We start from the raw sequence: 20,312 nt of genomic DNA, 5'->3' as shown, positions 1-20,312 counted from the left end.
CGGGCCAGCCTACCCAGCGCCGCCTGCGCGGGTCAGCCGCACGCCTCGAGCGCGGTGCCGAACCAGCCCGGCTCGCCGCACTCCCAGCGCAGCGGCCGGTCGTGCTCGTCGAGCGTGACGCGCACCTGCACGTCGAACGACTCGCGGCCCGGCTCGTCGAGCGTCATGAAGCCGACCGAGAGGTCGACGGTCCGCGCGATCGGGTCGACGCCCGCGACGTGCACGCGGTCGTCGAAGCGGATGCGCGAGGCGTGCGGCACGAGGCAGCCGTTGCGCTGCCAGCACGCGTCGACCTGGGCCGCGGCGAGCTCGGTCGCGCGGTCGCCCACGGCTCGCACGACGGTGACGGTGAGCTCCGGCTCGGTCGGCGTGCGCGGGTCGCCGTCGACGGTGAAGACGTTCCCGCCGACGACGAGCACGGCGCCGGCGACCTCGTCGAGCTCGTAGACACCCGGGTAGAGCAGCACGGGCAGGAAGCCCGTGAGCTGCACGCCGACGATCGAGGCGTGCATGCCCGGATCGAGGCCGCCGAGGTCGAGCGCCTCGGCGAGCGAGGTGCGCAGCTGCCACTCGCCGTCGATCCGCTCGGCCTGCAGCGTGCGGAAGACGTCGACGCCCCGCACCCGGTAGTGCACCTCGGCGGTGCCGCGGTCGCCCTCGATGTGCACGACCTCCAACTCGGGCACCTCGATCGGGCGGGCCGAGCGCAGCACCTCCGGCGGCGCGGCGTACGCGAGCCCGCGGATGGGCACCATCTCGCTCGCCCGGCGCGAGTCGCCGTCGGCGATCGCGTCGACGTAGTCGAGCGCCGTCGCGCGGAGGCTCTCGAGCGCGGCGCCGGCGGCGGCCCGCTCTGCAGCCTCGAGCGTGGCTGGCACCCCGGCGCCGATCGCGAGCCCGACGAGCGCCGCGGCGGCGACGTGCTTGAGGAGGAACGCTCTGCTCGCGCGCACGGGGTCGGATGCGTCGGGCAGGGCCGCGCTCTCGCGCACCTCGGGCGCGGGTGGCGAGGGCGCCGCGGGCGGCACGTCCTCGATCCTCGGAGCCACCGGCGGCGGCATCTCGAACTGCGGCATCTCGCCCGCCATGCGCTCATGATGCACCCGCCGAGGGCGCGCGGGAAGCGGTCGGTTCCGCGGTTCAGCCGAGCGCCGGGCAGGGCACGAGCGCCGCGTCGAACGTGCCCGGCCGGCCGCACTCCCACAGCACCGGCGTGCCCTCGGCGTCGACCGTCAGCTGCACCTGCATCTCGAGCCACTCGGAGGTCGCACCGGTCGTCGCCATGAGGGGCACCCCGAGCACGATCGGTCCGCTCGCCATCCGCCACTGCACGTGCACGCCGTCCTGCGCACCGAGGAGCGCGCCCTCCGGGATCGCGCACGAGCGATCGAGCTGGCACGCGGCCGCCGCGGCGATCGCGTAGTCGGACGCCAGCGCGGCGAGGTCGGGGACGAGCTCGTGCTGCACCCAGATCTCCGTGGGGCTCTGAGGGTCGCCGTCGACGACGAAGCGCTCGCCGCCCGTCGCGAGCACCGGTCCCTCGACCCGGTCGAGCGCGTAGGTGCCGGGGTAGAGCCGCAGGTCGCGGCCGTCGAGGTCGATGCCCCCGATCGAGGCCGACACCTCGTCGTAGGGCTGCACGCTCGCGCGCTCCGCGAGCGATGTGAGCAGCTGCCATCGACCGTCGACGCGCTCGGCCTCGAGGCTCCGCTCCACGTCTTGACCGGCGACGCGGTAGCGCACCTCGACCGAGCCGACGTCGCCGTCGATATGCACCATCCGCACCTCCTGCCGCTCGATCGGGCGCGCGCTCGCGAGCAGCGCCGCCGGTGCGGCGACCGCGCGATCGGCCTGGCGGACGAGGGGCACGAGGCTCGTCGCGTCGTCGGCACGGCGCTCCGCGATCGCGGTGAGGTAGTCCTCTGCGAGCGAGCGGAGGCCGTCGACCTCTGCGGCGGCGGCCGCGCGGTCGAGCGCCTGCACCGTGGCGGGCACGCCCGCGCCGACGAGCGCGCCGACGAGCCCCGCCGCGAGCACGTGCCGCCAGACGACCCGCGGCCGCGGCGCGGGCGCGGACGCGACCGGCGCCGACTCGACGGTCAGCTCGGTGGCGCCCAGCACGGTCGACGCATCCGCTGCAGTCGACGCGGGGCCGATCGAGGCGACCGCGGGAGCGGGAGACGCGTCCGCGGGACGGCCGGCCGGCGGCGGCACCTCCGGCATCTCGAACTCGGGCATCGTCGTCGACACGCGACCATCCTGGCGTTCGGATGCGCGATTCGCTCCCGCGCGGCGCGAATCGTTACGAAGGTCGCTCAGATGGGCGCGGAGAGCGCGCCGAGGAAGCCCCAGCCGAACCAGCTCGCCGCGCCGAAGAGCACGAGGAAGCCGAGCGCGAGGGCTGCGCCGAAGACGCCCGTGCGTCGCCCATCCGTGCTCCTCGCCGCGAGGCAGCCGACGACGACCGCGGCGAGCCCGGCGGCGACCGCGAGCACGAGCACCACGACGAGCACGGGCAGCTCGCCCGGCCGGGGTGCGAAGAGGTAGCTCAGCTGCTGCACGAGCGAGACGCCCTGCAGCACGAGCGCGCCGAGCATGAGCCACAGCGACGTCGCGCCGAGGCGGGCGGCGCGTCGGTCGCGCACGGCGCGCGGCGTGCGGGGCGCGCGCTGGTCGGCCTCTGCGAGCAGTTCTTCGAGCATCGCCCGATGCTACGAGCGCCGCGTCGCCTGCCCGGGCAGGCGCGCGGAGGCATCCGCACTCCTCCGCCGCGTCAGCCGCAGCTGCGCGGCTCGGCGCCGGCGAGCGCGCAGCGCATGCTCTCGAAGACGCTGAGCGTCGGGTCCATGAAGCCGACGACCTCGAGCGACGTGCCCACCTCACCCGACGCGATCGGCACCTGCACAGCGACCTCGCCGGCTTGCCCGGTGCGGGGCACGACGATCGGTCGCGGCAGCTGCGAGGCGTCGAAGTCGGGCGGGAGCGCGCACGAGCGGTCGGCGACGCACTCGGTGACGAAGCCGCGGCCGGCGGCCTCGAGCGCGTCGATCGCGGCGTCGGTGAGGGTCGGCGCGAGGTCGACCGCGACGCCCGAGCGCGGGTCGCCGTCGGTCTCGAACGAGGCGGCCGGCATGGTGACGAGCGGCGCGTCGATCGCGGCGATCGTGTGCCTGCCGGGCAGCAGCAGGAGGCTGCCGGTCGCGGGCACGACGCCGATGCCGTCGACCTGCACGGGCACCGAGAGCGCGGTCGTGATCGCGACGGGCTCGCCGAGCGTGCGCTGCATGCGCCACGCGCCGTCGGCGTAGACGGCGTCGATCTCGCGCAGCACGGTGCGCTCGGCGATGAGGTAGGTGACGTCGACGCGCGCCGTGCCGTCGCCGAGCTCGATCGCGGCGACGCGGGGTGAGCGGAGCCGGCCCTCCTCGGCGATGGTGCTCGGGAGCGCCGCGGCCCGCTCGGCCGAGGGGAGCAGCGCCTCCTCGGCGGCCTCGTCGTCCCCCGTCGCGATCGCCTCGAGGTAGGCCAGAACCGCCTCGCGCGCCGCCTGCTCGGAGCGGGGGCCGCTGCGCTCGAGCAGCGCCTGCACGCCGAGCGTGCCTGCGATGCCGACGAGGAGCGCGACGAGCGCGATCGCGATCATCGCCCGGCGCGAGGCTGCGCGCTCCGGCAGCACCGGATCCGCCTCGGGCATGTGGAACTGCGGCGCCGTCGCCATGCGACCAAGGATGCCACCGCATCCGCCCCGGTCTACTGCAGGAGGCCGAGCGCGAAGCCGATGATGAGGAAGACGACCGGGTTGGAGATGACGAGCAGGCCGCCGGCGATCGCGGCCATCGTGATGTTCGCGGTGCCGCGCTTCGCGAGCGCCGCGATCGCGAACCAGAGGCCGAGCAGCGTGAAGATGCCCCACAGCGGCAGCAGCCACACGACGAGGCCGTCGAGGTCGACGACGGCGATGCCGAAGCACAGCAGCAGCATCGCGCCGCACAGCACCGCGGCCACGAGCGCGAGGAAGCCCCACACGGGATTGCGGCGACGGGTGCGCGCGGCGCGCGTCTCGATGACCCAGGGCAGCTCCACGGGACGATCATGGCAGGCGTGCGAGCATGGGCGCGTGGACCTCGCCCTCGAGCGGCTCGCCGACCGCATGCACGTCGTATCGCTGCCGCTCGCCACGCGCTTCCGCGGCGTCGAGGCGCGGGAGGCGGCGCTCTTCTCGGGGCCCGCGGGCTGGGGCGAGTGGAGCCCGTTCCTCGAGTACGAGCCCGAGGAGGCCGCGCGGTGGCTGCGCGCCGCGCTCGAGGACGCAGGTAGCGAGCGGCCCGCCCCCGTGCGCGAGACGGTCCCGGTGAACGCGACGCTGCCGGCGGTCGCGCCCGACGCGGTCGCGGGCGTGCTCGCGCGCTACGACGGCTGCCGCACGGTGAAGGTCAAGGTCGCCGAGCGCGGCCAGGTGCTCGCCGACGACGTCGCCCGAGTCGCCGAGGTGCGGGCGCTGCTGCCCGACGTGCGGATCCGGCTCGACGCGAACGGCGGCTGGAACCTCGACGAGGCGGAGTCGGCGATCCGGGCGCTCGAGCGCTTCGACCTCGAGTACGTCGAGCAGCCGTGCGCGACGGTGCCCGAGCTCGCCGAGCTGCGCTCGCGCGTGCGGAAGCTCGACATCCCGATCGCGGCCGACGAGTCGGTGCGGAAGGCGGAGGACCCGCTGCTCGTCGCGCGAGCCGGCGCCGCCGACGTCCTCGTCGTGAAGGCGCAGCCGCTCGGCGGCATCCGCGCGGCGCTCGAGATCGTCGCGGAGGCGGGGCTGCCGGCCGTCGTCTCCTCGGCCCTCGACACCTCCGTGGGCCTCTCGATGGGCGCGGGACTCGCGGGCGCGCTGCCCGAGCTGCCCTTCGACTGCGGGCTCGGCACCGGTGCGCTGCTCGCCGCCGACGTCGCCGCGCCGCTCGTGCCCGTCGGCGGCGCGATCTCGGTCGGCCGAGTCTCGCCCGACCCCGCGCTGCTCGAGGCGCGCGCCGCGCCGCCCGAGCGCGTCGACCACTGGCGGGCGCGGCTCGCCGCGGCACTCCCCCACCTCTGAGTCTTCAACCGGGCAGCCGGTGGGGCGGGGAGATATGTGTCGCGCCCCACCGACCATCCGGTTGAGGTTCGCTCGACGGCGGTGAGCGGACGGCGGAGCGCACGCCGGGTTGTGCACACCCGGCCGCTTGTGCGGCGCGGGTGGCGGCGCGGAAGCGCGATGGTGCGCTCATGCAGCTGCTCGACTGGATGGCGACGGTCGGCGGGGTCTGCACGACGCTGGCCGCCCGCGACTTCGCGACGGGCGACGAGCTCGTGCGGCACCGCGCAGAGGGGCGGCTCTGGTCGCCGCTGCGGGGCTGGTTGGCGCTCTCGGGCGTGCGCAACGAAGTCACGCGCGCGCTGCAGGCCGGCGGCGTGCTGACCTGCGTCTCGGCGTTCCGGGAGCAGGGGCTCTGGACACCGCACGGGCCCCAGCACCTGCACGTGCGCGTGCACCGCGAGACGCACAGCGCGCGCGTCGACCGCTCGGAGCGGGCTGCCGGGATCACCGTGCATCGCCTGCACTTCTGGATGCCGGAGGAGCGACCGATGCTCGGCATCGATGCGCCCGCGACGGCCCTCGCGGTCGCGACCGCGTGCGTGTCGGAGGCCGATGTCATCGGCGCCACGGACTCCGCGCTGACCTCGGGGCTCCTCTCGCTCGACGATGTGCGCGAGCTCGCGGCGCGCTTGCCTCGAGACCGACGACGCGTCCTGGAGCGCGCGAGCGGCGAGACGGGCTCCGGCTCGGAGTCGACCTTCGCGCTCCTGCTGCGGCGTGCGGGCATCCGGTACGTGCACCAGTTCGAGCCGCGGCCAGGCCACTTTTCCGACTTCCGGATCGGCCGCTCGCTCATCGTCGAGATCGACTCGCAGCTGTGGCACGCGACGCCGCAGCAGCAGGCGAAGGATCGCGAGCGCGACGCGGCGCTGACGGCGATGGGCTACCGCGTGCTGCGCTTCACGTACGAGCAGGTGCTCTTCCAGCCCGACTACGTCATGTCGATCGTGCTCGCCCTCGTGCGACGGCGCGCGCACCTGCGCCCGATCTGGGGCTGACGCTCCGCGCCGCCTCCTCACCCGAACCCGTCACGTCAGCCGAACTCAACCGGATAGCCGGTAGGGCGCGACACATATCTCCTCGCCCTACCGGCTGTCCGGTTGAAGACCCTAGAGGCCGCTGTAGGCGTGCAGCCCCTTGAAGAACAGGTTGACGACCGAGTAGTTGAAGATGATCGCCGCGAAGCCGACGAGCTGCAGCCACGCCGAGCGCGAGCCGCGCCAGCCGCGCGTCGCGCGCGCGTGGATGTAGCCGGCGTAGACGACCCAGATCACGAAGGTCCAGACCTCCTTCGTGTCCCAGCCCCAGTAGCGGCCCCACGCGTGCTCGGCCCAGATCGCACCGGCGATGAGCGTGAAGGTCCAGAAGATGAAGCCGATGACGCCGACGCGGTAGGCGAGGTCCTCGAGCTGCACGGTCGAGGGCAGCGCCCGCAGGAAGCCGCTCGAGCGCCGCTCCTTGATGAGCTGCAGCACGCTGAGGCCCGAGCCGAGCGCGAAGAAGCCGGTCGCGAGCGTCGCGACGAAGACGTGGATGACGAGCCAGTACGACTGCAGCGCCGGCGGCAGCGGCGTCGGCGTGACGTAGAAGTTGACGGTCGCGAGGCCGAGGAAGACGGTCGCGAGGCCCGAGATGAAGACGCCGAGGAAGTTCAGGTCGCGCCACAGCCGCGAGAGCACGAAGACGCCGACGATGACGGCGACGCCCGTGAGCGCGAACTCGTACATGTTGGCCCACGGCACGCGGCCGGCGGCGAGGCCGCGCATGACGGCGCCGCCGAGGTGCAGCGCCCAGGCGATCACGATGAGCGCGAAGCCGATGCGCGCGCCGCGGCCCGGGCGGGCGGCCGGGGCGGGGGCGGATGCGGCGGGTCGCGCGGGTGCACCCGGCGCGCCCGCGCTCACGAGCTCGCGCGCCTCCTCCGGCACCGCGGTCGCGGCCGAGCGGCGCGCGACGTCGACCGCGTAGGCGACGAATGCGAGCGTGTAGACGGCCATGGCCGAGTACACGAGCAGCAGCGACCAGGCGTCGAGTTCAGCGGGAGGCACGGCGGGATCCTACTCTCGCGGCCTATCAGTGGGCCCTGCCGGCCGGGCCTCGCCCGCGGTCGCACCGACCGCATCCGTCGCCGCCGAGGCGTCGTCGCCGCGCGCCGCCGAGCCCTCGTCGACGAGCCGCCGCGCGAGGTCGTCGACCGCGCGCTCGAGCGTGGGGTCCTCGCCGCGCGCAAGCCCCGCGAGCTCGAGCCGGTCGCCCGCGGCCTTCACCCACATGCGGCGGCGCGGCACGAGCAGCGAGGCGAGGAGCGACGCGAACAGCAGCACCGTGATCCAGAACACCGGCGTCTGCGTGTGGTCGACGTGCACCTCGATGACGCCGTAGCGCCGCACGTCCTCGAACGTGATCGTGCCGAGTCCGCCGGGGATGTCGATCGTCTGCCCGGGCGCGAGCGTCAGCGCATCCGTGCCCGAGTCGCCGCCCGCGATCTGCGTCATCTCGTCGGTCTCGAGCGCGTACACCGAGCGCGGCACGCCGCGGTCGAGCCCGAGGTCGCCCGCGAACGCCTGCAGCGAGAGCACGGGGTTCGCGAGGTCGGGGTAGGCGGAGGCGAGCGCACCGGTGTCGAGCGGCACCGCGGTCGGGTAGAAGAAGCCGCGCAGGCCCAGCTGCTCCTCGAGCCCGTCGGGCAGCTTGATGACGCCGAGGCTCGTCATCGCGTCGTCCTGCGCGAGGAACGGCGTGTACTGGTCGTACACGACCTGGCCCGACGCATCCCGCACCGAGATGCGCGGCGCATAGCCGTTCGAGATGAGGTAGAGGTCGGCGCCCGCGACGTTCAGCGGCTCGTTGACCTTGATCTGCGCGTCGCGCTCGGCACCGTCCTCGGTGACCGACACGAGCGCGGTGAAGTCGAGCGGCGCGCCGATCGCGTCGCGGTTCTCGGTCTCGTACTCGACCTGCAGGTCGTCGAGCACGACCGCGAACGGCTCGAGCGAGCCCTCGTCGAACCACTGCCCCGACGAGAACGAGTCGTAGCTCGAGAGCGTGTTCGCGAAGCCGCGGCCCTCGACGAGCAGGCGCTGCCCGTCGTAGCCGAAGCCCGAGCCGCGCCCGATGACGAGCAGCAGGCCGAGCATCGAGAGGTGGAAGAGCAGGTTGCCGGTCTCGCGCAGGTAGCCGCGCTCGGCCGAGACCGAGTCGCCGTAGCGGGCGGTGCGGTAGCCGAGCCGGCGCAGCACGCGGTCGGCGCGGTCGAGGTCGGATGCGTCCCCGGGCACGGTCTGGAACCCGACGAGCCGCGAGAGGCGCGCGGGCGTGCGCGGCGGCTGGGCGCGCATCGCCTTCCAGTGGTGGGCGAGACGCGGCACGACGCAGCCGACGAGCGACGTGAACAGCAGGATGTAGATCGCCGAGAACCACGGGCTCGAGTAGACGTCGTGCAGCGAGAGCGCGTCGTAGAGCCAGATGAGCTCGGGGTTGTCGGCGCGCACCTGGATGACGCCGTTCGGGTCGCTCGACTCCTGCGGCACGAGGCTGCCGGGGATCGCGGCGACCGCGAGCAGGAGGAGCAGCACGATCGCGGTGCGCATCGAGGTGAGCTGGCGCCAGAGGAAGCGCGCCCAGCCGCGCACGCCGAGCGGCGGCTGCGAGGGCGCGGCGACCCCGTCGACGTGGTCGCCGGGCCGCAGCGGATCAGATGACTGTGACAACGCTCGCGATCCAACCCTGGAGGGACTGCATGATGGCGTTCCAGGCGCCCGTGACCATCAGCACGCCGATCGCGATGAGCATCGCGCCGCCCGCGACGTTGATCGCCCGGATGTGCCGACGCATCCACGCGACGGCGCCGCCGGCCCAGCCGAGGCCGAGCGCGAGCAGCAGGAACGGGATGCCGAGGCCGAGCGCGTAGGCGAGGCCGAGGAGCGCGCCCTGCCACGCCGAGCCGGTCGTGACGGTGAGCGCGCTGATCGCGGCGAGCGTCGGGCCCGAGCACGGCGTCCAGCCGAGCGCGAAGACGACGCCGACGAGCGGGGCAGCCCACAGGCCGCCCGCCTTGACCTGCTGCGGCTTCCAGATGCGCTGCAGGAACGAGAACTGCCCGACGAAGACGAAGCCGAGCACGATGAGCGCGCCGCCGAGGATGCGCACGAGCGTGTCGCCGTGCTGCAGCAGGAACGAGCTGACGGCGCCGACGATCGCGTTGCCGAGCACGAACACGAGCGTGAAGCCGGCGATGAAGAGGCCGACGCCGCCCACGAGCCGGCCGCGACCGCGGCCCTGCTCGCCGACGAGCGAGCCGACGAGGCCGAGGTAGCCCGGCACGAGCGGCAGGATGCACGGGCTCGCGAACGAGACGATGCCCGCGAGCAGCGCGATCGGGATCGAGACGAGCAGCTGGCCGCTCAGCACGGCACCCGCGGGGTCGAAGGCGGCGATCACCGCTCGAGCTCCTCCCGCAGCAGCGTCGCGAGGATGCTCGTGTCGGAGACGGCGCCCGAGACGCGCGCCGCGACGCGGCCCTCCTTGTCGAGCACGAGCGTCGAGGGCACCGCGTTCGGCGCGACGATGCCCGTGAAGGCGAGCTGCGCCTCGGCGCTCTCGTCGTCGAGGATCGAGGGGTAGTCGATGCCGAACTGCTCCTCGAACGCGATCGCCTGCGCGGCGCCGTCGCGCGTGTTGACGCCGATGAAGTCGACCTCGTCGCCGAACTCGGCGTGCAGCTCGGCGAGCACGGGCGCCTCGACGCGGCACGGCGGGCACGCGGCGTACCAGAAGTTCACGAGCGCGACCCCGTCGAGCTCTGATGACTCGAACTCGCCGCCGTCGGCGAGCGGTCCGCCGAACTCGCCCGGCGCCTGGCGCTCCTCGAGCGGCACCTCGGTCACGAAGCCGTCGCCCGCGATGTAGCCCGCGTCGCCGACCTGCCCGGCCACGCCGTCGGCGCTCGAGCAGCCCGCGAGCGCGAGCGCAGCGAGCGCGAACGCGCCCGCGCGCATCCGCCGCCGCGTGCCCTTCATCGTCACGCCGCTCACACCGCTCCCGCGTCGACCGCGTCGACGCCCGCAGCGGGCTCGGCGTAGTCGACCTCGACCATGCGGCCGTCGCGCCGCACGTAGCTCGTGATCGACGAGAGCTGGCAGCGGCGCTTGCGCGGGTCGTGCCAGAGCGGCTTGCCGGCGAGCGCGAGGTGCGAGATCCAGATGGGCGACTGATGGCTCACCATCACGATGTCGCCGTCGTCGTCCGACTCGTCGAGCTCGTCCCACGCGTCCTCCATCGCGGCGATGACGCGCTGCGCGATGGCGGTGTAGGGCTCGCCCCACGAGGGGCGGAAGGGGTTGCGCAGCAGCGGCCACGCCGAGGGATGGCGCAGCGCGCCGCTCGCCTCGAAGGTCTTGCCCTCGAACTCGTTGGTCGGCTCGATGATGCGGTGCTCGGTGCGGATCTCGAGGCCGAAGCGCTCCGCCCACGGCTGCGCCGACTGCTGCGCGCGCTCGAGCGGGCTCGCGGCGAGGCGCACGACGGGCCGGTTCGCGAGGTGCTCGGCCGCGAGCTCGGCCATCCGCTCGCCGCGCTCGGAGAGGCGGTAGCCGGGCAGGCGCCCGTAGAGGATGCGCTCCGGGTTGTGCACCTCGCCATGGCGCACGAGATGGAGGCGACGGGCGGGCATGACCTCAATCGTACTTGCGGAGTCTATGCGCGGTGGAGCTGAGGGCGGAGGCCCTTTCGGGCCTCCGCCGCGACCCCAGCGCCGGCGCCCGTCCCGGGCGCCGGGGCGCCCGGCTGACGCCCGAGCACGCCAGGATGGAGGCGTGCCCCTCCTCGTGCCCCTCGTCGCCGCGCTGCTCGTCGCCGCCGGCGCCGCCATGCTGTGGGTGTGGGCGGGCTCGATCGCGCATCGCGCGCACGGCGGCACGGTCGCGCTCGTCGTGGTCGCGCTCGCCGCCGCCGGCGTCTGGCTGCTGGTCGCCTCCGACGGCGCGGATGCGTCGGTGCCGGCCGCGGCGGGCTGGATCGCGCTCGGCGCGTCCGGAGTCGCGCTCGTCGCCGGGTGGATCGGGATCGCGCGGTGGGCGCCGGAGCGTCGTCGGTAGGATCGAGCGCGTGACTCAGCCGACCTCGCTCCCCCGCACGCTCATCGCCGACCTCGCGTCGCTGCCGGATGGGCCGGTGAAGGTGCAGGGCTGGGTCGAGACGGTGCGCGACCAGAAGCGCGTGCAGTTCGTGATCGTGCGCGACGAGTCGGGTGCCGCCCAGCTCGTCAACCCGGTCAACGACGACACCGCCGAGACGGCCGCGACGATCTCGGGCCTCATGCACGGCTCGTTCATCACCGTGACCGGCGACCTCAAGGCCGACGAGCGCGTCAAGCTCGGCGGGCTCGAGGTCAAGGTCGGCTCGCTCGTGGTCGAGTCGGTCGCGAAGGACTCCCCGATCGCCGACGACTCGTCGATCGACAAGCGCCTCGACTGGCGCTTCCTCGACCTGCGCCGCCCCGAGGCGCAGCTGATCTTCCGCGTGCAGACCACGATCGAGCACGCGATGCGCCAGCACTGGATCGACGAGGGCTTCATCGAGCTGCACACGCCGAAGCTCATGGCCACCGCCTCCGAGTCGCGAGCCGAGCTCTTCGAGGTGCCCTACTTCGAGACGACCGCCTACCTCGCGCAGTCGCCGCAGCTGTTCAAGCAGATGGCGCAGTCGGCGGGCTTCGGCAAGATCTTCGAGATCGGCCCCGCCTTCCGCGCCGACCCCTCGTTCACGAGCCGCCACGCGACCGAGTTCACGTCGATCGACTCCGAGATCTCCTGGATCGACTCGCACGAGGACGTCATGCAGCTGCACGAGCAGCTGCTCGCGAAGGCGGTCGCCGCGGTCGTCGAGCGGCACGGCGCCGAGATCGAGGAGCGCTTCGGCATCACCCTCGAGGTGCCGACGCTGCCGTTCCCGCGCATCCCCCACGCCGAGGTGAAGGCGATCGTCGAGGGCCGCGGCCACACGATCGAGCGCGCCGACGGCGACCTCGACCCCGAGGCCGAGCGCCAGATCTCGGCGCACGTCAAGGAGACGATGGGCCACGACTTCGTGTTCGTCACCGAGTACCCCTCGGGCGTGCGGCCGTTCTACCACCTGCGCCCCGAGGGCCGCGGCGAGGTGACGAACTCGTACGACCTCATCTACAACGGCGTCGAGATCTCGACCGGCGCGCAGCGCGAGCACCGCATCGACGTGCTCGAGGCGCAGATCGCCGAGAAGGGCATGGATGCGTCGGAGCTCGAGGAGTACCTCGACTTCTTCCGCTACGGGGTGCCCCCGCACGGCGGCTTCGGCATGGGCCTCGCGCGCGTCGTGATGCTCATGCTCGGCCTCGGCTCGATCCGCGAGACGACCTACCTCTTCCGCGGCCCGACGCGCCTGAAGCCGTAGCGGCCTCCGCTCGTCCGGCGCCTATCCGCCAGCCAGAGCGTCAGGCGCCGAGCCGCGTCCGGATGCGGTCGGTCAGCTTCGCCTCGTCGACTCGCCACGCGGAGTGCTGGCGGCCGTCGATGAGCACGACCGGGATGTCGTCGCTGTAGCGCTCCGCGAGCGCGGGGTCGTCGAGGATCGACAGCTCCGTGAGCGTCGCCTGGTCGAACCCTGCGACCACTCGCTCGACGATCGGCCGGGCGTCGTCGCACAGGTGGCAGCCGGGCTTCGTGATGAGCGTGATCTCGACCATCGCTCCAGCCTAGACACCGGCGGAGACAAGCAGAGGCCGGGAGCCTGCGACTGCAGGTCCCGGCCTTGGCTGCAACCGACTACTTGCGGTTGCGACGCTGGTGGCGCGTCTTGCGAAGCAGCTTGCGGTGCTTCTTCTTCGCCATGCGCTTGCGGCGCTTCTTGACGACAGAACCCATAGAGGTTCCTCACTTCCGAATCGGGATTGCTCGCTGACGCTGCGCAGCCTCGAGGCCCGCGCAGGGAAAACGCTCGGGCAATCGTACCGGAATCGGCGCGTGCGCCGCTGGGGGTCAGTCCAAGCGGGCGTCGTCGGCCTCGCGCGCGGGCCGCTCCGACGCATCCGTCGACCGCTGGTCCCGGCTCCGCAGCTTGCCCTTCGCGTCGTCGAAGCGCTGCGCGTTGCGCGCCGACAGCTCCTGCAGCCGCTCCTGCACCTCGTGGATGCGGTCCCGGGCCTCCTGCACGCGCTCCTGCACGTCGTGCACGCGGTCGGCGGCGCGGCGGCCGATCGATGCGCCGACGGGCGCGGGGTGCTCGACGGTCTCCGAGACGCGAGCGAGCGCCTGCTCGGCTGCGACGCGCGCCTGCTCGGCGGCCTGCCTCGCCTGGTCGGCGGCGGCGCGCAGCGGAGCCTGCACGTTGACGCCCGCCCACGCGGCGAAGGCGGCCGCGCCGAGCGAGGCCTCCTCCTGCTCGCCCTCGGCGAAGATGAACGGCATGAGCCAGTCGTCGATCTCGTCGAACGGCGCGAGCACGATCGCGTAGTGGCGGTGCTGACCGTCCTCGCGCACCGTCACGAGGCCGGCGTCGCGCAGCGTGCGCAAGTGCTTCGAGACCGTCGGCTGCGGCACGCCGAGCGCCTCGACGATCTGGCTGACCGAGGCGTCTCCGGTCGTCGCGCGGCGCTCGAGGAGCACCCCGAGGATGTCGCGGCGCGTGCTGTCCGCGATCACGCTGAAGATGTCGGCCATGCGCAAAGCATGCCAGCGTCGAGCCGGGGGCGACAAACCGCGGTCGGCGCGTGACGGCGCTCGCGAGGACTACGCTTGCCCCGTCCTGCGCCGCCCGACGGCGCTCCGGTTCCGCGAAGGGCACAGCACGTGGCGCAGCTGCGGTCGTCGAGCGATGCGACGCTGCTCGAACGATCGCGCGACGCCGTCGAGCACTTCGCCGCCGCCTATCCCGCCCGGTTCGCGATCGTCGTCTTCGCGGCGCTCAACCTCGTCTTCGCGGTGCTGCTCGCGACGCCGTGGGCGACAGCGGGCGACGGCACGACCGGTGCGGTGGATGCGTTCTTCCAGGCCGTGAGCGTCGTGTGCGTCACGGGGCTCACGGTCGTCGACATGGCGACCCACTGGAGCCCGTTCGGGAACGCCGTCGTGATGATCGGCGTCGAGGTCGGCGGCATCGGCGTGCTGACGCTCGCCTCGATCCTCGGCATGACGGTCGCGCGCCGCCTGGGGCTCCGGCAGCGGCTCATGGCGGCGAGCGACTCCAACCCCTCGCGGGTGCGGCGCGGGGTCGTGCAGGAGCAGCAGGCGATCCGGCTCGGCGAGGTCGGCTCGCTGCTGCGCATCGTCGCGCTCTCGGTGCTCGCGTTCGAGGCGGTGCTCGTCGTGCTGCTGCTGCCGCGGCTGCTGCTCGAGGGCAAGGACTTCCTCACCGCGCTCTACGAGGCGACCTACTGGTCGATCATGGCGTTCACGAACTCCGGCTTCGTGCCGACCGTCGAGGGGCTCGAGCCGTTCGCGACCGACCCGTGGTTCCTCGGCGTGCTCATGCTCGGCGTCTTCGTCGGCTCGCTCGGCTTCCCCGTCTACTTCGTCATCCTGCGGCACCTCGGCAAGCCGCGGCAGTGGTCGCTGCACGTCAAGCTCACGATCACCGTCTCGCTCCTGCTCTTCCTCCTCGGCGGGCTCGCGTTCCTCGTGCTCGAGTGGGGCAACGCCGACTCGTGGGGCACCGACGACTTCGGCCAGCAGCTGCTGCACGCCTTCTTCCTCTCGGCGATGGCGCGCTCGGGCGGCTTCGCGGTCGACGACCTCGGGCTGCTGCACAACTCGAGCCTGCTCGTCACCGACATGCTGATGTTCGTCGGCGGCGGCTCGGCCTCGACGGCGGGCGGCATCAAGGTCACGACGCTCGCGATCCTCTTCCTCGCGGCGATCGCCGAGGCGCGCGGCCGCAAGTCGATGGAGGCCTTCGGCCGCCGCATCCCCTCGGACGTCCTGCGCCTCGCCGTCTCCGTCACGCTCTGGAGCGCGACGATCGTCGCCGGCGTGACGATCGTGCTGCTCGAGATCACCGGCGCGCCGCTGTCGTTCGTGCTCTTCGACGTCATCAGCGCGTTCGCGACCGTCGGCCTCTCGACCGGCTTCACGCATGCGGGGCTCGAGGACCCGGCGAAGATCATCCTCGCGCTGACGATGTTCGTCGGCCGCATCGGTAGTGTGACGCTCGCCGCGGCGCTCGCCGCGAGCCAGCGGACGCAGCTGTTCACGCGCCCCGAGGAGAGGCCGATCGTTGGTTGACAGGATCCCCCACGACGCCCCCGTGCTCGTGATCGGGCTGGGCCGCTTCGGCGCCGCGACGGCGGGGCAGCTCGCCCGACTCGACCGCGAGGTGCTCGCGATCGACGGCGACATCAACCTCGTGCAGAAGTGGTCGGAGCGCCTGACGCACACGGTGCAGGCCGACGCCCGCTCGATCGACGCGCTCAAGCAGGTCGGCGCGCAGGACTTCTCGATCGCCGTCTGCGCGGTCGGCTCGTCGATCGAGGCGTCGGTGCTCATCGTGGCGAACCTCGTCGACCTCGGCATCCCGCAGATCTGGGCGAAGGCCATCAGCCAGTCGCACGGCAAGATCCTCAGCCGCATCGGCGCCAACCACGTCATCTACCCCGAGGCGGAGGCCGGCGAGCGCGTCGCGCACCTCGTCTCGGGCCGGATGCTCGACTACATCCAGTTCGACGACCAGTTCGCGATCGTGAAGATGTACCCGCCGAAGCACATCCGCGGCATCTCGCTCGCCGAGTCGAAGATCCGCTCGAAGTACCACCTGACGGTCGTCGGCGTGAAGAGCCCGGGCGGGGAGTTCACCTACGCGACACCCGAGACCGTCGTCTCGAACCACGACCTCATCATCGTCTCGGGCAACCAGAACGACATCGAGCGCTTCGCGGGCCTCAGCGCGTGAGCACCGAGAACGCCGCGCGCACGGCGATCGACGACAGCAAGCGCTGCCCGTGCGGCACCGGGCTGACGTACGGCGAGTGCTGCGGCCCGATCCACCGCCGCGAGCGCGAGCCCGCGACGGCCGAGCAGCTCATGCGCTCGCGCTTCACCGCCTTCGCGCTCGGCGACGTCGACTGGCTGCTCGCCTCCTGGCACCCCACGACCCGGCCGCGCTCGCTCGAGCTCGACCCGGGCATCCGCTGGCTCCGGCTCGACATCGTCGGCACGAGCGCCGGAGGCCCGTTCGACCGCGAGGGCACCGTCTCGTTCGACGCGCACTGGGTCGCCGACGGCACGCGCGGCGCGATGCGCGAGCTCAGCCGCTTCCGCCGCGACCAGGGCTGGCAGTACCTCGACGGCCAGCAGCGCTGACGCGCGTCAGCCCGCGGCGAGCTCGCGGGCGCGCTCGAGCGCCGCGGCCGTCGCCCGGTCGAAGACCTCGCCGAGGCGCGCCTGCTGCAGCACCGCGACGGCCCGCTCGGTCGTGCCCTTCGGGCTCGTCACGCGGCGGCGCAGCTCGGCCGGCTCGGCCCCGTCGACGGCGAGCAGCTCGCTCGCGCCGCGGAACGTGCCCTGCACCATCGTGGCCGCCTGCTCGGAGGTGAAGCCCATCCGCTCGGCCGCGCCCGTGAGCTCCTCGATGAGCAGGAAGACGTAGGCGGGGCCGGAGCCCGAGATGGCCGAGAGCGCGTCGATCTGCGACTCGTCGAGCACGAGCACCTCCCCGACCGACTCGAACAACCGCGCGACGAGCGCGACGTCGTCGGCCGAGGCTCGGCTGCCGCCCGCGACGCCAGTGACGCCGAGGCCCACATGCGAGGGCGTGTTCGGCATCGCACGGACGACGGCGACGGATGCGGGCAGCGCGGCCTCGATGGACGCGGTCGTCGTGCCCGCCGCGATCGAGACGACCACGGCATCCGGCTCGAGGTGGGGCGCGATCTCGCGCGCGAGGTCGACGATGCCGGCGGGCTTCACGCCGAGCACGACGAGCTTCGCGCCGGCGACCGCGCGGGCGTTGCCGCCCGGCTCGGACTCGAGCGCGATCGACTCGACGCCTGCGAGCCGGATCGCGCTCGCCTTCTCGGCGGTGCGGTTCGTCACGACGATGCGCTCGGCGCCGTGACGCGCGAGCCCCGTGAGGATCGCGCCGCCCATGGAGCCGACGCCGAGCATGGCGATGGGAGGGAGCAGCTCTGGCATGCCGCCAGGCTAGTGCCGCGAGCCGCGCGCGCCGCCCGCGTAGACTCGCGGCCGTGAGCGCATCCCACGGTACGAAGGCGGTCGTCGCGGCGTTCCTCGCGAACACGGGCATCGCCATCACGAAGTTCGTCGCCTGGTTCTTCTCGGGTTCGGCGTCGATGCTCGCCGAGGCGATCCACTCGGTCGCCGACGCCGGCAACCAGCTGCTGCTCCTGCTCGGCGGCCGGCTCGCGAAGCGCAAGGCCGACGCGGAGCACCCGTTCGGCTACGGCCGCGAGCGCTACGTGTGGGCGTTCGTCGTCGCGCTCGTGCTGTTCTCGGTCGGCGGCCTCTTCTCGATCGCCGAGGGCGTCTCGAAGCTGCGCGACCCGCACGAGCTCGACATCATCTGGCTGCCGCTCGTCGTGCTCGGCATCGCGATCGTGCTCGAGAGCCTCTCGTTCCGCACCGCCATCAAGGAGTCGAACAAGGTGCGCGGCAAGGCCCGCTGGGTCGACTTCATCCGCAAAGCGAAGAGCCCCGAGCTGCCGGTCATCCTGCTCGAGGACCTCGCGGCGCTCCTCGGCCTCATCTTCGCGTTCATCGCGGTGGGCCTCACGGCGCTCACCGGCAACCCGCTCTTCGACGCGATCGGCACCGTCGTCATCGGCGTGCTGCTCATCGTCGTCGCGGCCGTGCTGGCCGTCGAGATGAAGTCGCTCCTCATCGGCGAGGGCGCGACGAAGGAGGACACCGCCCGCATCGCGCGCGTCCTGAACGCCGCCCCGGGCGTCGAGTCGGTCATCCACATGAAGGCGCTCTACCTCGGGCCCGACGAGCTCATGATCGCCGCGAAGGTCGCGTTCCCGCCGAAGAGCGACATCGAGCACGTCGCGCGCACGATCAACGAGCTGGAGTCGCTGCTGCGCGCCGAGATCCCGCACGCGCGAGTGATCTACATCGAGCCCGACCTCTACCTCCACCGGCCCGAGATCGCGCCGTCGACCGATCACATCGTGATCCAGTCGGGCAACTGACGAGCCGGATGAGTTTGTGTAGGCTGTCTGCATGGACTTCCTGTACTCGCTGCTGCTCGCCGGCCACTTCATCGGCCTCGCACTGCTCGTCGGCACGTTCTTCGTGCAGATGCGCGCGAAGGCCGGGCACAACTTCACGCTGCTGCTGATCGGCGGCGCGCTCCAGCTCGTCACGGGCGTCTCGCTCTACGGGCTCGCCATGGCGAACGACGCCGACGTCAACCACATGAAGCTCGGCATCAAGGGCGTCATCGCGCTCGTCGTCTTCGTCGCCGCGCTCGTCGGCTTCCTCCGCCAGCGCTCGATGCGCGCCGAGAAGTCGCGCCTTGCCGCCGGCGGCGCCGTCGCGGCGGCCGACGTGGCGCTCGAGCGGAAGCTCATGCCGTTCTTCCACGCGGCCGGCGGGCTCGCGCTCGTGAACCTGCTCATCGCGGTCTTCTGGCGCTGAGGTGACCGGATGGGGTGGGTCGAGCTCGTCGCCCTCCTCACCATCCTGGGCGTGACGATCGCGCTCGTGCTCGCAGGTCCCCGCTCGTGGCACAGCCCCTCGACGCAGCGAGCCCGCCGCATGGGCGGCGGGCTCGGCGTCATGGACGAGATCTGGCGCCCGCACGCCTATGAGCAGCGCATCGCCGACGAGCGGCGCGAGGAGGCCGGCGACCAGGTCGAGGACCTCGACCCGGAGGACCCGCGCCGCCCTCCCGGCGACTGAGGGTCGAGTCGATCGCTTCCCGCCGACTCGACCGGCTGTCGCCGCGGCCGCGCCGCGCCGTCAGCGGCGCTCGGCGAAGAAGGCACGCAGCTGCGCTTCCGCCTCGGCGGCGAGCACGCCCGAGACCACTTCGACGCGGTGCGGCAGCCGCCGCTCGCGCAGCAGGTCGACGACGCTCCCGGCCGCTCCCGCCTTCTCGTCCCAGGCGCCGAACACGACGCGCTCGACGCGGCTCGCGAGGATCGCGCCCGCGCACATGACGCACGGCTCGAGCGTGACGACGAGCGCGCATCCGTCGAGCCGCCACGCGCCTCGCCGCTCGGCCGCCTCCCGGAGCGCGACGACCTCGGCGTGCGCCGTCGGGTCGTGCCGCAGCTCGCGCTCGTTCCGCCCGGTGCCGATGACGGCGCCGGTTGCGTCGACCACGACCGCGCCGACCGGCACGTCGGCCGAGCGCTCCGCCGCCGCCGCCTCGTCGAGCGCGAGGCGCATGAGCGCCTCGTCGCGTGCCGCCGGCCGCATCCGCCCTCCTCGTCGGGGCGCACCGCAAGCAGGCGGCCCACTACCCTGAACCCTATGCGAGTCCACGTCGCCGACCACCCGCTCATCACCCACAAGCTCACCGTGCTGCGGGATGCGCGCACGCCGTCGCCGACCTTCCGGTCGCTCGTCGGCGAGCTGATGACGCTGCTCGCGTACGAGGCGACGCGCAACGTGCGCGTGACCCCGAAGGAGATCGAGACGCCGGTGACGGTCACGACGGGCGTCGAGATCGCCGAGCCGCGACCGCTCGTCGTGCCGATCCTGCGCGCGGGCCTCGGCATGCTCGAGGGCATGACGGCGCTCGTGCCGACCGCCGAGGTCGGCTTCCTCGGCATGGCGCGCAACGAGGCGACGCTCGAGCCGACGACCTACGCCGAGCGGCTGCCCGACGACCTCTCGGACCGCCAGTGCTTCGTGCTCGACCCGATGCTCGCGACCGGCGGCTCGCTCTCGGGCGCGATGCAGTTCCTCTTCGACCGCGGCGCCGTCGACGTCACCGCCATCTGCCTGCTCGGCACGCCCGAGGGGCTCGAGCGCGTCGAGCGCGACATGGGCGGGCACGACGTGACGATCGTGCTCGGCGCCCTCGACGAGGGGCTCGACGAGCGCGGCTTCATCGTGCCGGGGCTCGGCGACGCGGGCGACCGGCTCTACGGCACCGTCGGCGACTGAGCGCCCGCGGCGCGCGCGCCGCTTTCCGTCATAGTTCGTCACATCGTTGCGTCATCGAGGTGCCTCACTGAGAAGTGAGCGCG

26 protein-coding genes are annotated in these 20,312 nt (G+C 72.9%); 11 read left to right on the top strand and 15 right to left on the bottom strand.

The window, feature by feature from the left end:
- Positions 1-32: 32 nt before the first annotated feature.
- From L332_RS29025 to L332_RS29005, 5 genes are all read right to left on the bottom strand, one after another.
- Positions 33-1,088 carry a hypothetical protein gene (locus L332_RS29025; RefSeq protein WP_021011875.1) on the bottom strand — a complete coding sequence of 352 codons (1,056 nt, stop codon included), beginning with the start codon at positions 1,086-1,088 and terminating at the stop codon, positions 33-35.
- A 52-nt stretch (positions 1,089-1,140) separates the two neighbouring features.
- Complete coding sequence (locus L332_RS29020; protein ID WP_021011874.1) at positions 1,141-2,250, bottom strand: hypothetical protein; 1,110 nt, start codon at positions 2,248-2,250, stop codon at positions 1,141-1,143.
- A gap of 65 nt (positions 2,251-2,315) precedes the next feature.
- Positions 2,316-2,702, bottom strand: coding sequence for a hypothetical protein (locus L332_RS29015; RefSeq protein ID WP_021011873.1), 387 nt, complete (start codon positions 2,700-2,702; stop codon positions 2,316-2,318).
- A gap of 71 nt (positions 2,703-2,773) precedes the next feature.
- Positions 2,774-3,718: a hypothetical protein gene (locus tag L332_RS29010; protein ID WP_021011872.1), complete on the bottom strand. Its 945-nt coding sequence runs from the start codon at positions 3,716-3,718 to the stop codon at positions 2,774-2,776.
- Positions 3,719-3,750: 32 nt separating this feature from the next.
- Complete coding sequence (locus L332_RS29005; RefSeq protein ID WP_021011871.1) at positions 3,751-4,083, bottom strand: hypothetical protein; 333 nt, start codon at positions 4,081-4,083, stop codon at positions 3,751-3,753.
- A 34-nt stretch (positions 4,084-4,117) separates the two neighbouring features.
- Between L332_RS29005 and L332_RS29000 the strand changes: the two genes are divergently transcribed.
- On the top strand, positions 4,118-5,086 hold the full coding sequence (locus L332_RS29000; protein ID WP_021011870.1) for an o-succinylbenzoate synthase: 969 nt from the start codon (positions 4,118-4,120) through the stop codon (positions 5,084-5,086).
- Positions 5,087-5,256: 170 nt separating this feature from the next.
- Positions 5,257-6,126, top strand: coding sequence for an endonuclease domain-containing protein (locus tag L332_RS28995; protein WP_021065153.1), 870 nt, complete (start codon positions 5,257-5,259; stop codon positions 6,124-6,126).
- Positions 6,127-6,237: 111 nt separating this feature from the next.
- On the opposite strand, the gene ccsB is transcribed toward L332_RS28995, so the two are convergent.
- Genes ccsB through L332_RS28970 form a run of 5 tightly spaced genes read right to left on the bottom strand, consistent with a single transcriptional unit; the run spans position 6,238 to position 10,799 of the window.
- Complete coding sequence (ccsB, locus tag L332_RS28990; protein ID WP_052588793.1) at positions 6,238-7,125, bottom strand: c-type cytochrome biogenesis protein CcsB; 888 nt, start codon at positions 7,123-7,125, stop codon at positions 6,238-6,240.
- Between the two features lie 60 nt (positions 7,126-7,185).
- Entirely contained in the window at positions 7,186-8,838 is a 1,653-nt protein-coding gene (gene resB / locus L332_RS28985; RefSeq protein WP_021011867.1) for a cytochrome c biogenesis protein ResB, read from the bottom strand.
- Positions 8,822-9,565: a cytochrome c biogenesis CcdA family protein gene (locus tag L332_RS28980; RefSeq protein ID WP_031224471.1), complete on the bottom strand. Its 744-nt coding sequence runs from the start codon at positions 9,563-9,565 to the stop codon at positions 8,822-8,824. The genes resB and L332_RS28980 overlap by 17 nt, the downstream gene beginning before the upstream one ends.
- Positions 9,565-10,146 (bottom strand): TlpA family protein disulfide reductase, encoded by a 582-nt coding sequence (locus L332_RS28975; protein ID WP_031224469.1) that lies wholly within the window; start codon positions 10,144-10,146, stop codon positions 9,565-9,567. The genes L332_RS28980 and L332_RS28975 overlap by 1 nt, the downstream gene beginning before the upstream one ends.
- 11 nt (positions 10,147-10,157) lie before the next feature.
- Positions 10,158-10,799 carry a histidine phosphatase family protein gene (locus L332_RS28970; protein WP_021011864.1) on the bottom strand — a complete coding sequence of 214 codons (642 nt, stop codon included), beginning with the start codon at positions 10,797-10,799 and terminating at the stop codon, positions 10,158-10,160.
- 142 nt (positions 10,800-10,941) lie between these two features.
- Here L332_RS28970 and L332_RS28965 point away from each other — a divergent pair, with 142 nt between their 5' ends.
- Both L332_RS28965 and aspS read left to right on the top strand, forming a co-directional pair.
- On the top strand, positions 10,942-11,223 hold the full coding sequence (locus L332_RS28965) for a hypothetical protein (RefSeq protein ID WP_021011863.1): 282 nt from the start codon (positions 10,942-10,944) through the stop codon (positions 11,221-11,223).
- A gap of 10 nt (positions 11,224-11,233) precedes the next feature.
- A complete protein-coding gene (gene aspS / locus L332_RS28960; protein ID WP_021011862.1) occupies positions 11,234-12,556 on the top strand; it encodes an aspartate--tRNA(Asn) ligase in 1,323 nt (440 codons plus the stop codon).
- Positions 12,557-12,596: 40 nt separating this feature from the next.
- Here aspS and L332_RS28955 read toward each other — a convergent pair whose 3' ends face one another.
- From L332_RS28955 to L332_RS30945, 3 genes are all read right to left on the bottom strand, one after another.
- Complete coding sequence (locus L332_RS28955; protein ID WP_021065152.1) at positions 12,597-12,848, bottom strand: glutaredoxin family protein; 252 nt, start codon at positions 12,846-12,848, stop codon at positions 12,597-12,599.
- A gap of 79 nt (positions 12,849-12,927) precedes the next feature.
- On the bottom strand, positions 12,928-13,026 hold the full coding sequence (locus L332_RS29965; protein ID WP_021011861.1) for a 30S ribosomal protein bS22: 99 nt from the start codon (positions 13,024-13,026) through the stop codon (positions 12,928-12,930).
- Between the two features lie 114 nt (positions 13,027-13,140).
- A complete protein-coding gene (locus L332_RS30945) occupies positions 13,141-13,821 on the bottom strand; it encodes an ArsR/SmtB family transcription factor (RefSeq protein WP_021011860.1) in 681 nt (226 codons plus the stop codon).
- A 129-nt stretch (positions 13,822-13,950) separates the two neighbouring features.
- On the opposite strand from L332_RS30945, the gene L332_RS28950 reads away from it, so the two are divergent.
- The 3 genes from L332_RS28950 to L332_RS28940 are packed head-to-tail and all read left to right on the top strand — an operon-like array spanning position 13,951 to position 16,455.
- Complete coding sequence (locus L332_RS28950; RefSeq protein WP_021011859.1) at positions 13,951-15,381, top strand: TrkH family potassium uptake protein; 1,431 nt, start codon at positions 13,951-13,953, stop codon at positions 15,379-15,381.
- Positions 15,374-16,045 carry a potassium channel family protein gene (locus L332_RS28945; RefSeq protein ID WP_021011858.1) on the top strand — a complete coding sequence of 224 codons (672 nt, stop codon included), beginning with the start codon at positions 15,374-15,376 and terminating at the stop codon, positions 16,043-16,045. The genes L332_RS28950 and L332_RS28945 overlap by 8 nt, the downstream gene beginning before the upstream one ends.
- Complete coding sequence (locus L332_RS28940; protein ID WP_021011857.1) at positions 16,042-16,455, top strand: YchJ family protein; 414 nt, start codon at positions 16,042-16,044, stop codon at positions 16,453-16,455. Before L332_RS28945 ends, L332_RS28940 begins: the two co-directional genes overlap by 4 nt.
- A gap of 6 nt (positions 16,456-16,461) precedes the next feature.
- Here the strand turns inward: L332_RS28940 and proC are convergent, their stop codons facing one another.
- On the bottom strand, positions 16,462-17,286 hold the full coding sequence (gene proC, locus L332_RS28935) for a pyrroline-5-carboxylate reductase (protein ID WP_021011856.1): 825 nt from the start codon (positions 17,284-17,286) through the stop codon (positions 16,462-16,464).
- A 53-nt stretch (positions 17,287-17,339) separates the two neighbouring features.
- Between proC and L332_RS28930 the strand changes: the two genes are divergently transcribed.
- The 3 genes from L332_RS28930 to L332_RS28920 are packed head-to-tail and all read left to right on the top strand — an operon-like array spanning position 17,340 to position 19,014.
- Positions 17,340-18,302 (top strand): cation diffusion facilitator family transporter, encoded by a 963-nt coding sequence (locus L332_RS28930; RefSeq protein ID WP_021011855.1) that lies wholly within the window; start codon positions 17,340-17,342, stop codon positions 18,300-18,302.
- 31 nt (positions 18,303-18,333) lie between these two features.
- A complete protein-coding gene (locus L332_RS28925) occupies positions 18,334-18,750 on the top strand; it encodes a hypothetical protein (RefSeq protein ID WP_021011854.1) in 417 nt (138 codons plus the stop codon).
- A gap of 9 nt (positions 18,751-18,759) precedes the next feature.
- A complete protein-coding gene (locus L332_RS28920; protein ID WP_021011853.1) occupies positions 18,760-19,014 on the top strand; it encodes a hypothetical protein in 255 nt (84 codons plus the stop codon).
- 60 nt (positions 19,015-19,074) lie between these two features.
- On the opposite strand, the gene tadA is transcribed toward L332_RS28920, so the two are convergent.
- The gene (gene tadA, locus L332_RS28915; RefSeq protein ID WP_021011852.1) at positions 19,075-19,536 is read right to left on the bottom strand and encodes a tRNA adenosine(34) deaminase TadA; all 462 of its coding nucleotides are present in this window, start codon (positions 19,534-19,536) and stop codon (positions 19,075-19,077) included.
- Positions 19,537-19,590: 54 nt separating this feature from the next.
- On the opposite strand from tadA, the gene upp reads away from it, so the two are divergent.
- Entirely contained in the window at positions 19,591-20,229 is a 639-nt protein-coding gene (gene upp / locus L332_RS28910) for a uracil phosphoribosyltransferase (protein WP_021011851.1), read from the top strand.
- Positions 20,230-20,312 lie beyond the last annotated feature (83 nt).

This window comes from Agrococcus pavilionensis RW1, assembly GCF_000400485.1.
GTDB classification, from domain to species: domain Bacteria; phylum Actinomycetota; class Actinomycetes; order Actinomycetales; family Microbacteriaceae; genus Agrococcus; species Agrococcus pavilionensis.
The sequence above is the reverse complement of the archived record's forward strand: the minus strand, read 5'-3'. Positions and strand labels throughout refer to the sequence as shown.

Excerpts from the sequence above, each read along its gene's own strand:
- L332_RS29010 (WP_021011872.1), bottom strand. The coding sequence starts at position 3,718 with ATGGCGACGGCGCCGCAGTTCCACATGCCCGAGGCGGATCCGGTGCTG.
- ccsB (WP_052588793.1), bottom strand. The coding sequence starts at position 7,125 with ATGGCCGTCTACACGCTCGCATTCGTCGCCTACGCGGTCGACGTCGCG.
- L332_RS30945 (WP_021011860.1), bottom strand. The coding sequence starts at position 13,821 with ATGGCCGACATCTTCAGCGTGATCGCGGACAGCACGCGCCGCGACATC.
- L332_RS28995 (WP_021065153.1), top strand. The coding sequence starts at position 5,257 with ATGCAGCTGCTCGACTGGATGGCGACGGTCGGCGGGGTCTGCACGACG.
- L332_RS29965 (WP_021011861.1), bottom strand. The coding sequence starts at position 13,026 with ATGGGTTCTGTCGTCAAGAAGCGCCGCAAGCGCATGGCGAAGAAGAAG.
- proC (WP_021011856.1), bottom strand. The coding sequence starts at position 17,286 with ATGCCAGAGCTGCTCCCTCCCATCGCCATGCTCGGCGTCGGCTCCATG.
- L332_RS28925 (WP_021011854.1), top strand. The coding sequence starts at position 18,334 with ATGGACTTCCTGTACTCGCTGCTGCTCGCCGGCCACTTCATCGGCCTC.
- tadA (WP_021011852.1), bottom strand. The coding sequence starts at position 19,536 with ATGCGGCCGGCGGCACGCGACGAGGCGCTCATGCGCCTCGCGCTCGAC.
- L332_RS29025 (WP_021011875.1), bottom strand. The coding sequence starts at position 1,088 with ATGGCGGGCGAGATGCCGCAGTTCGAGATGCCGCCGCCGGTGGCTCCG.
- L332_RS28955 (WP_021065152.1), bottom strand. The coding sequence starts at position 12,848 with ATGGTCGAGATCACGCTCATCACGAAGCCCGGCTGCCACCTGTGCGAC.
- L332_RS28970 (WP_021011864.1), bottom strand. The coding sequence starts at position 10,799 with ATGCCCGCCCGTCGCCTCCATCTCGTGCGCCATGGCGAGGTGCACAAC.
- L332_RS29015 (WP_021011873.1), bottom strand. The coding sequence starts at position 2,702 with ATGCTCGAAGAACTGCTCGCAGAGGCCGACCAGCGCGCGCCCCGCACG.
- L332_RS28975 (WP_031224469.1), bottom strand. The coding sequence starts at position 10,146 with ATGAAGGGCACGCGGCGGCGGATGCGCGCGGGCGCGTTCGCGCTCGCT.
- L332_RS28920 (WP_021011853.1), top strand. The coding sequence starts at position 18,760 with ATGGGGTGGGTCGAGCTCGTCGCCCTCCTCACCATCCTGGGCGTGACG.
- upp (WP_021011851.1), top strand. The coding sequence starts at position 19,591 with ATGCGAGTCCACGTCGCCGACCACCCGCTCATCACCCACAAGCTCACC.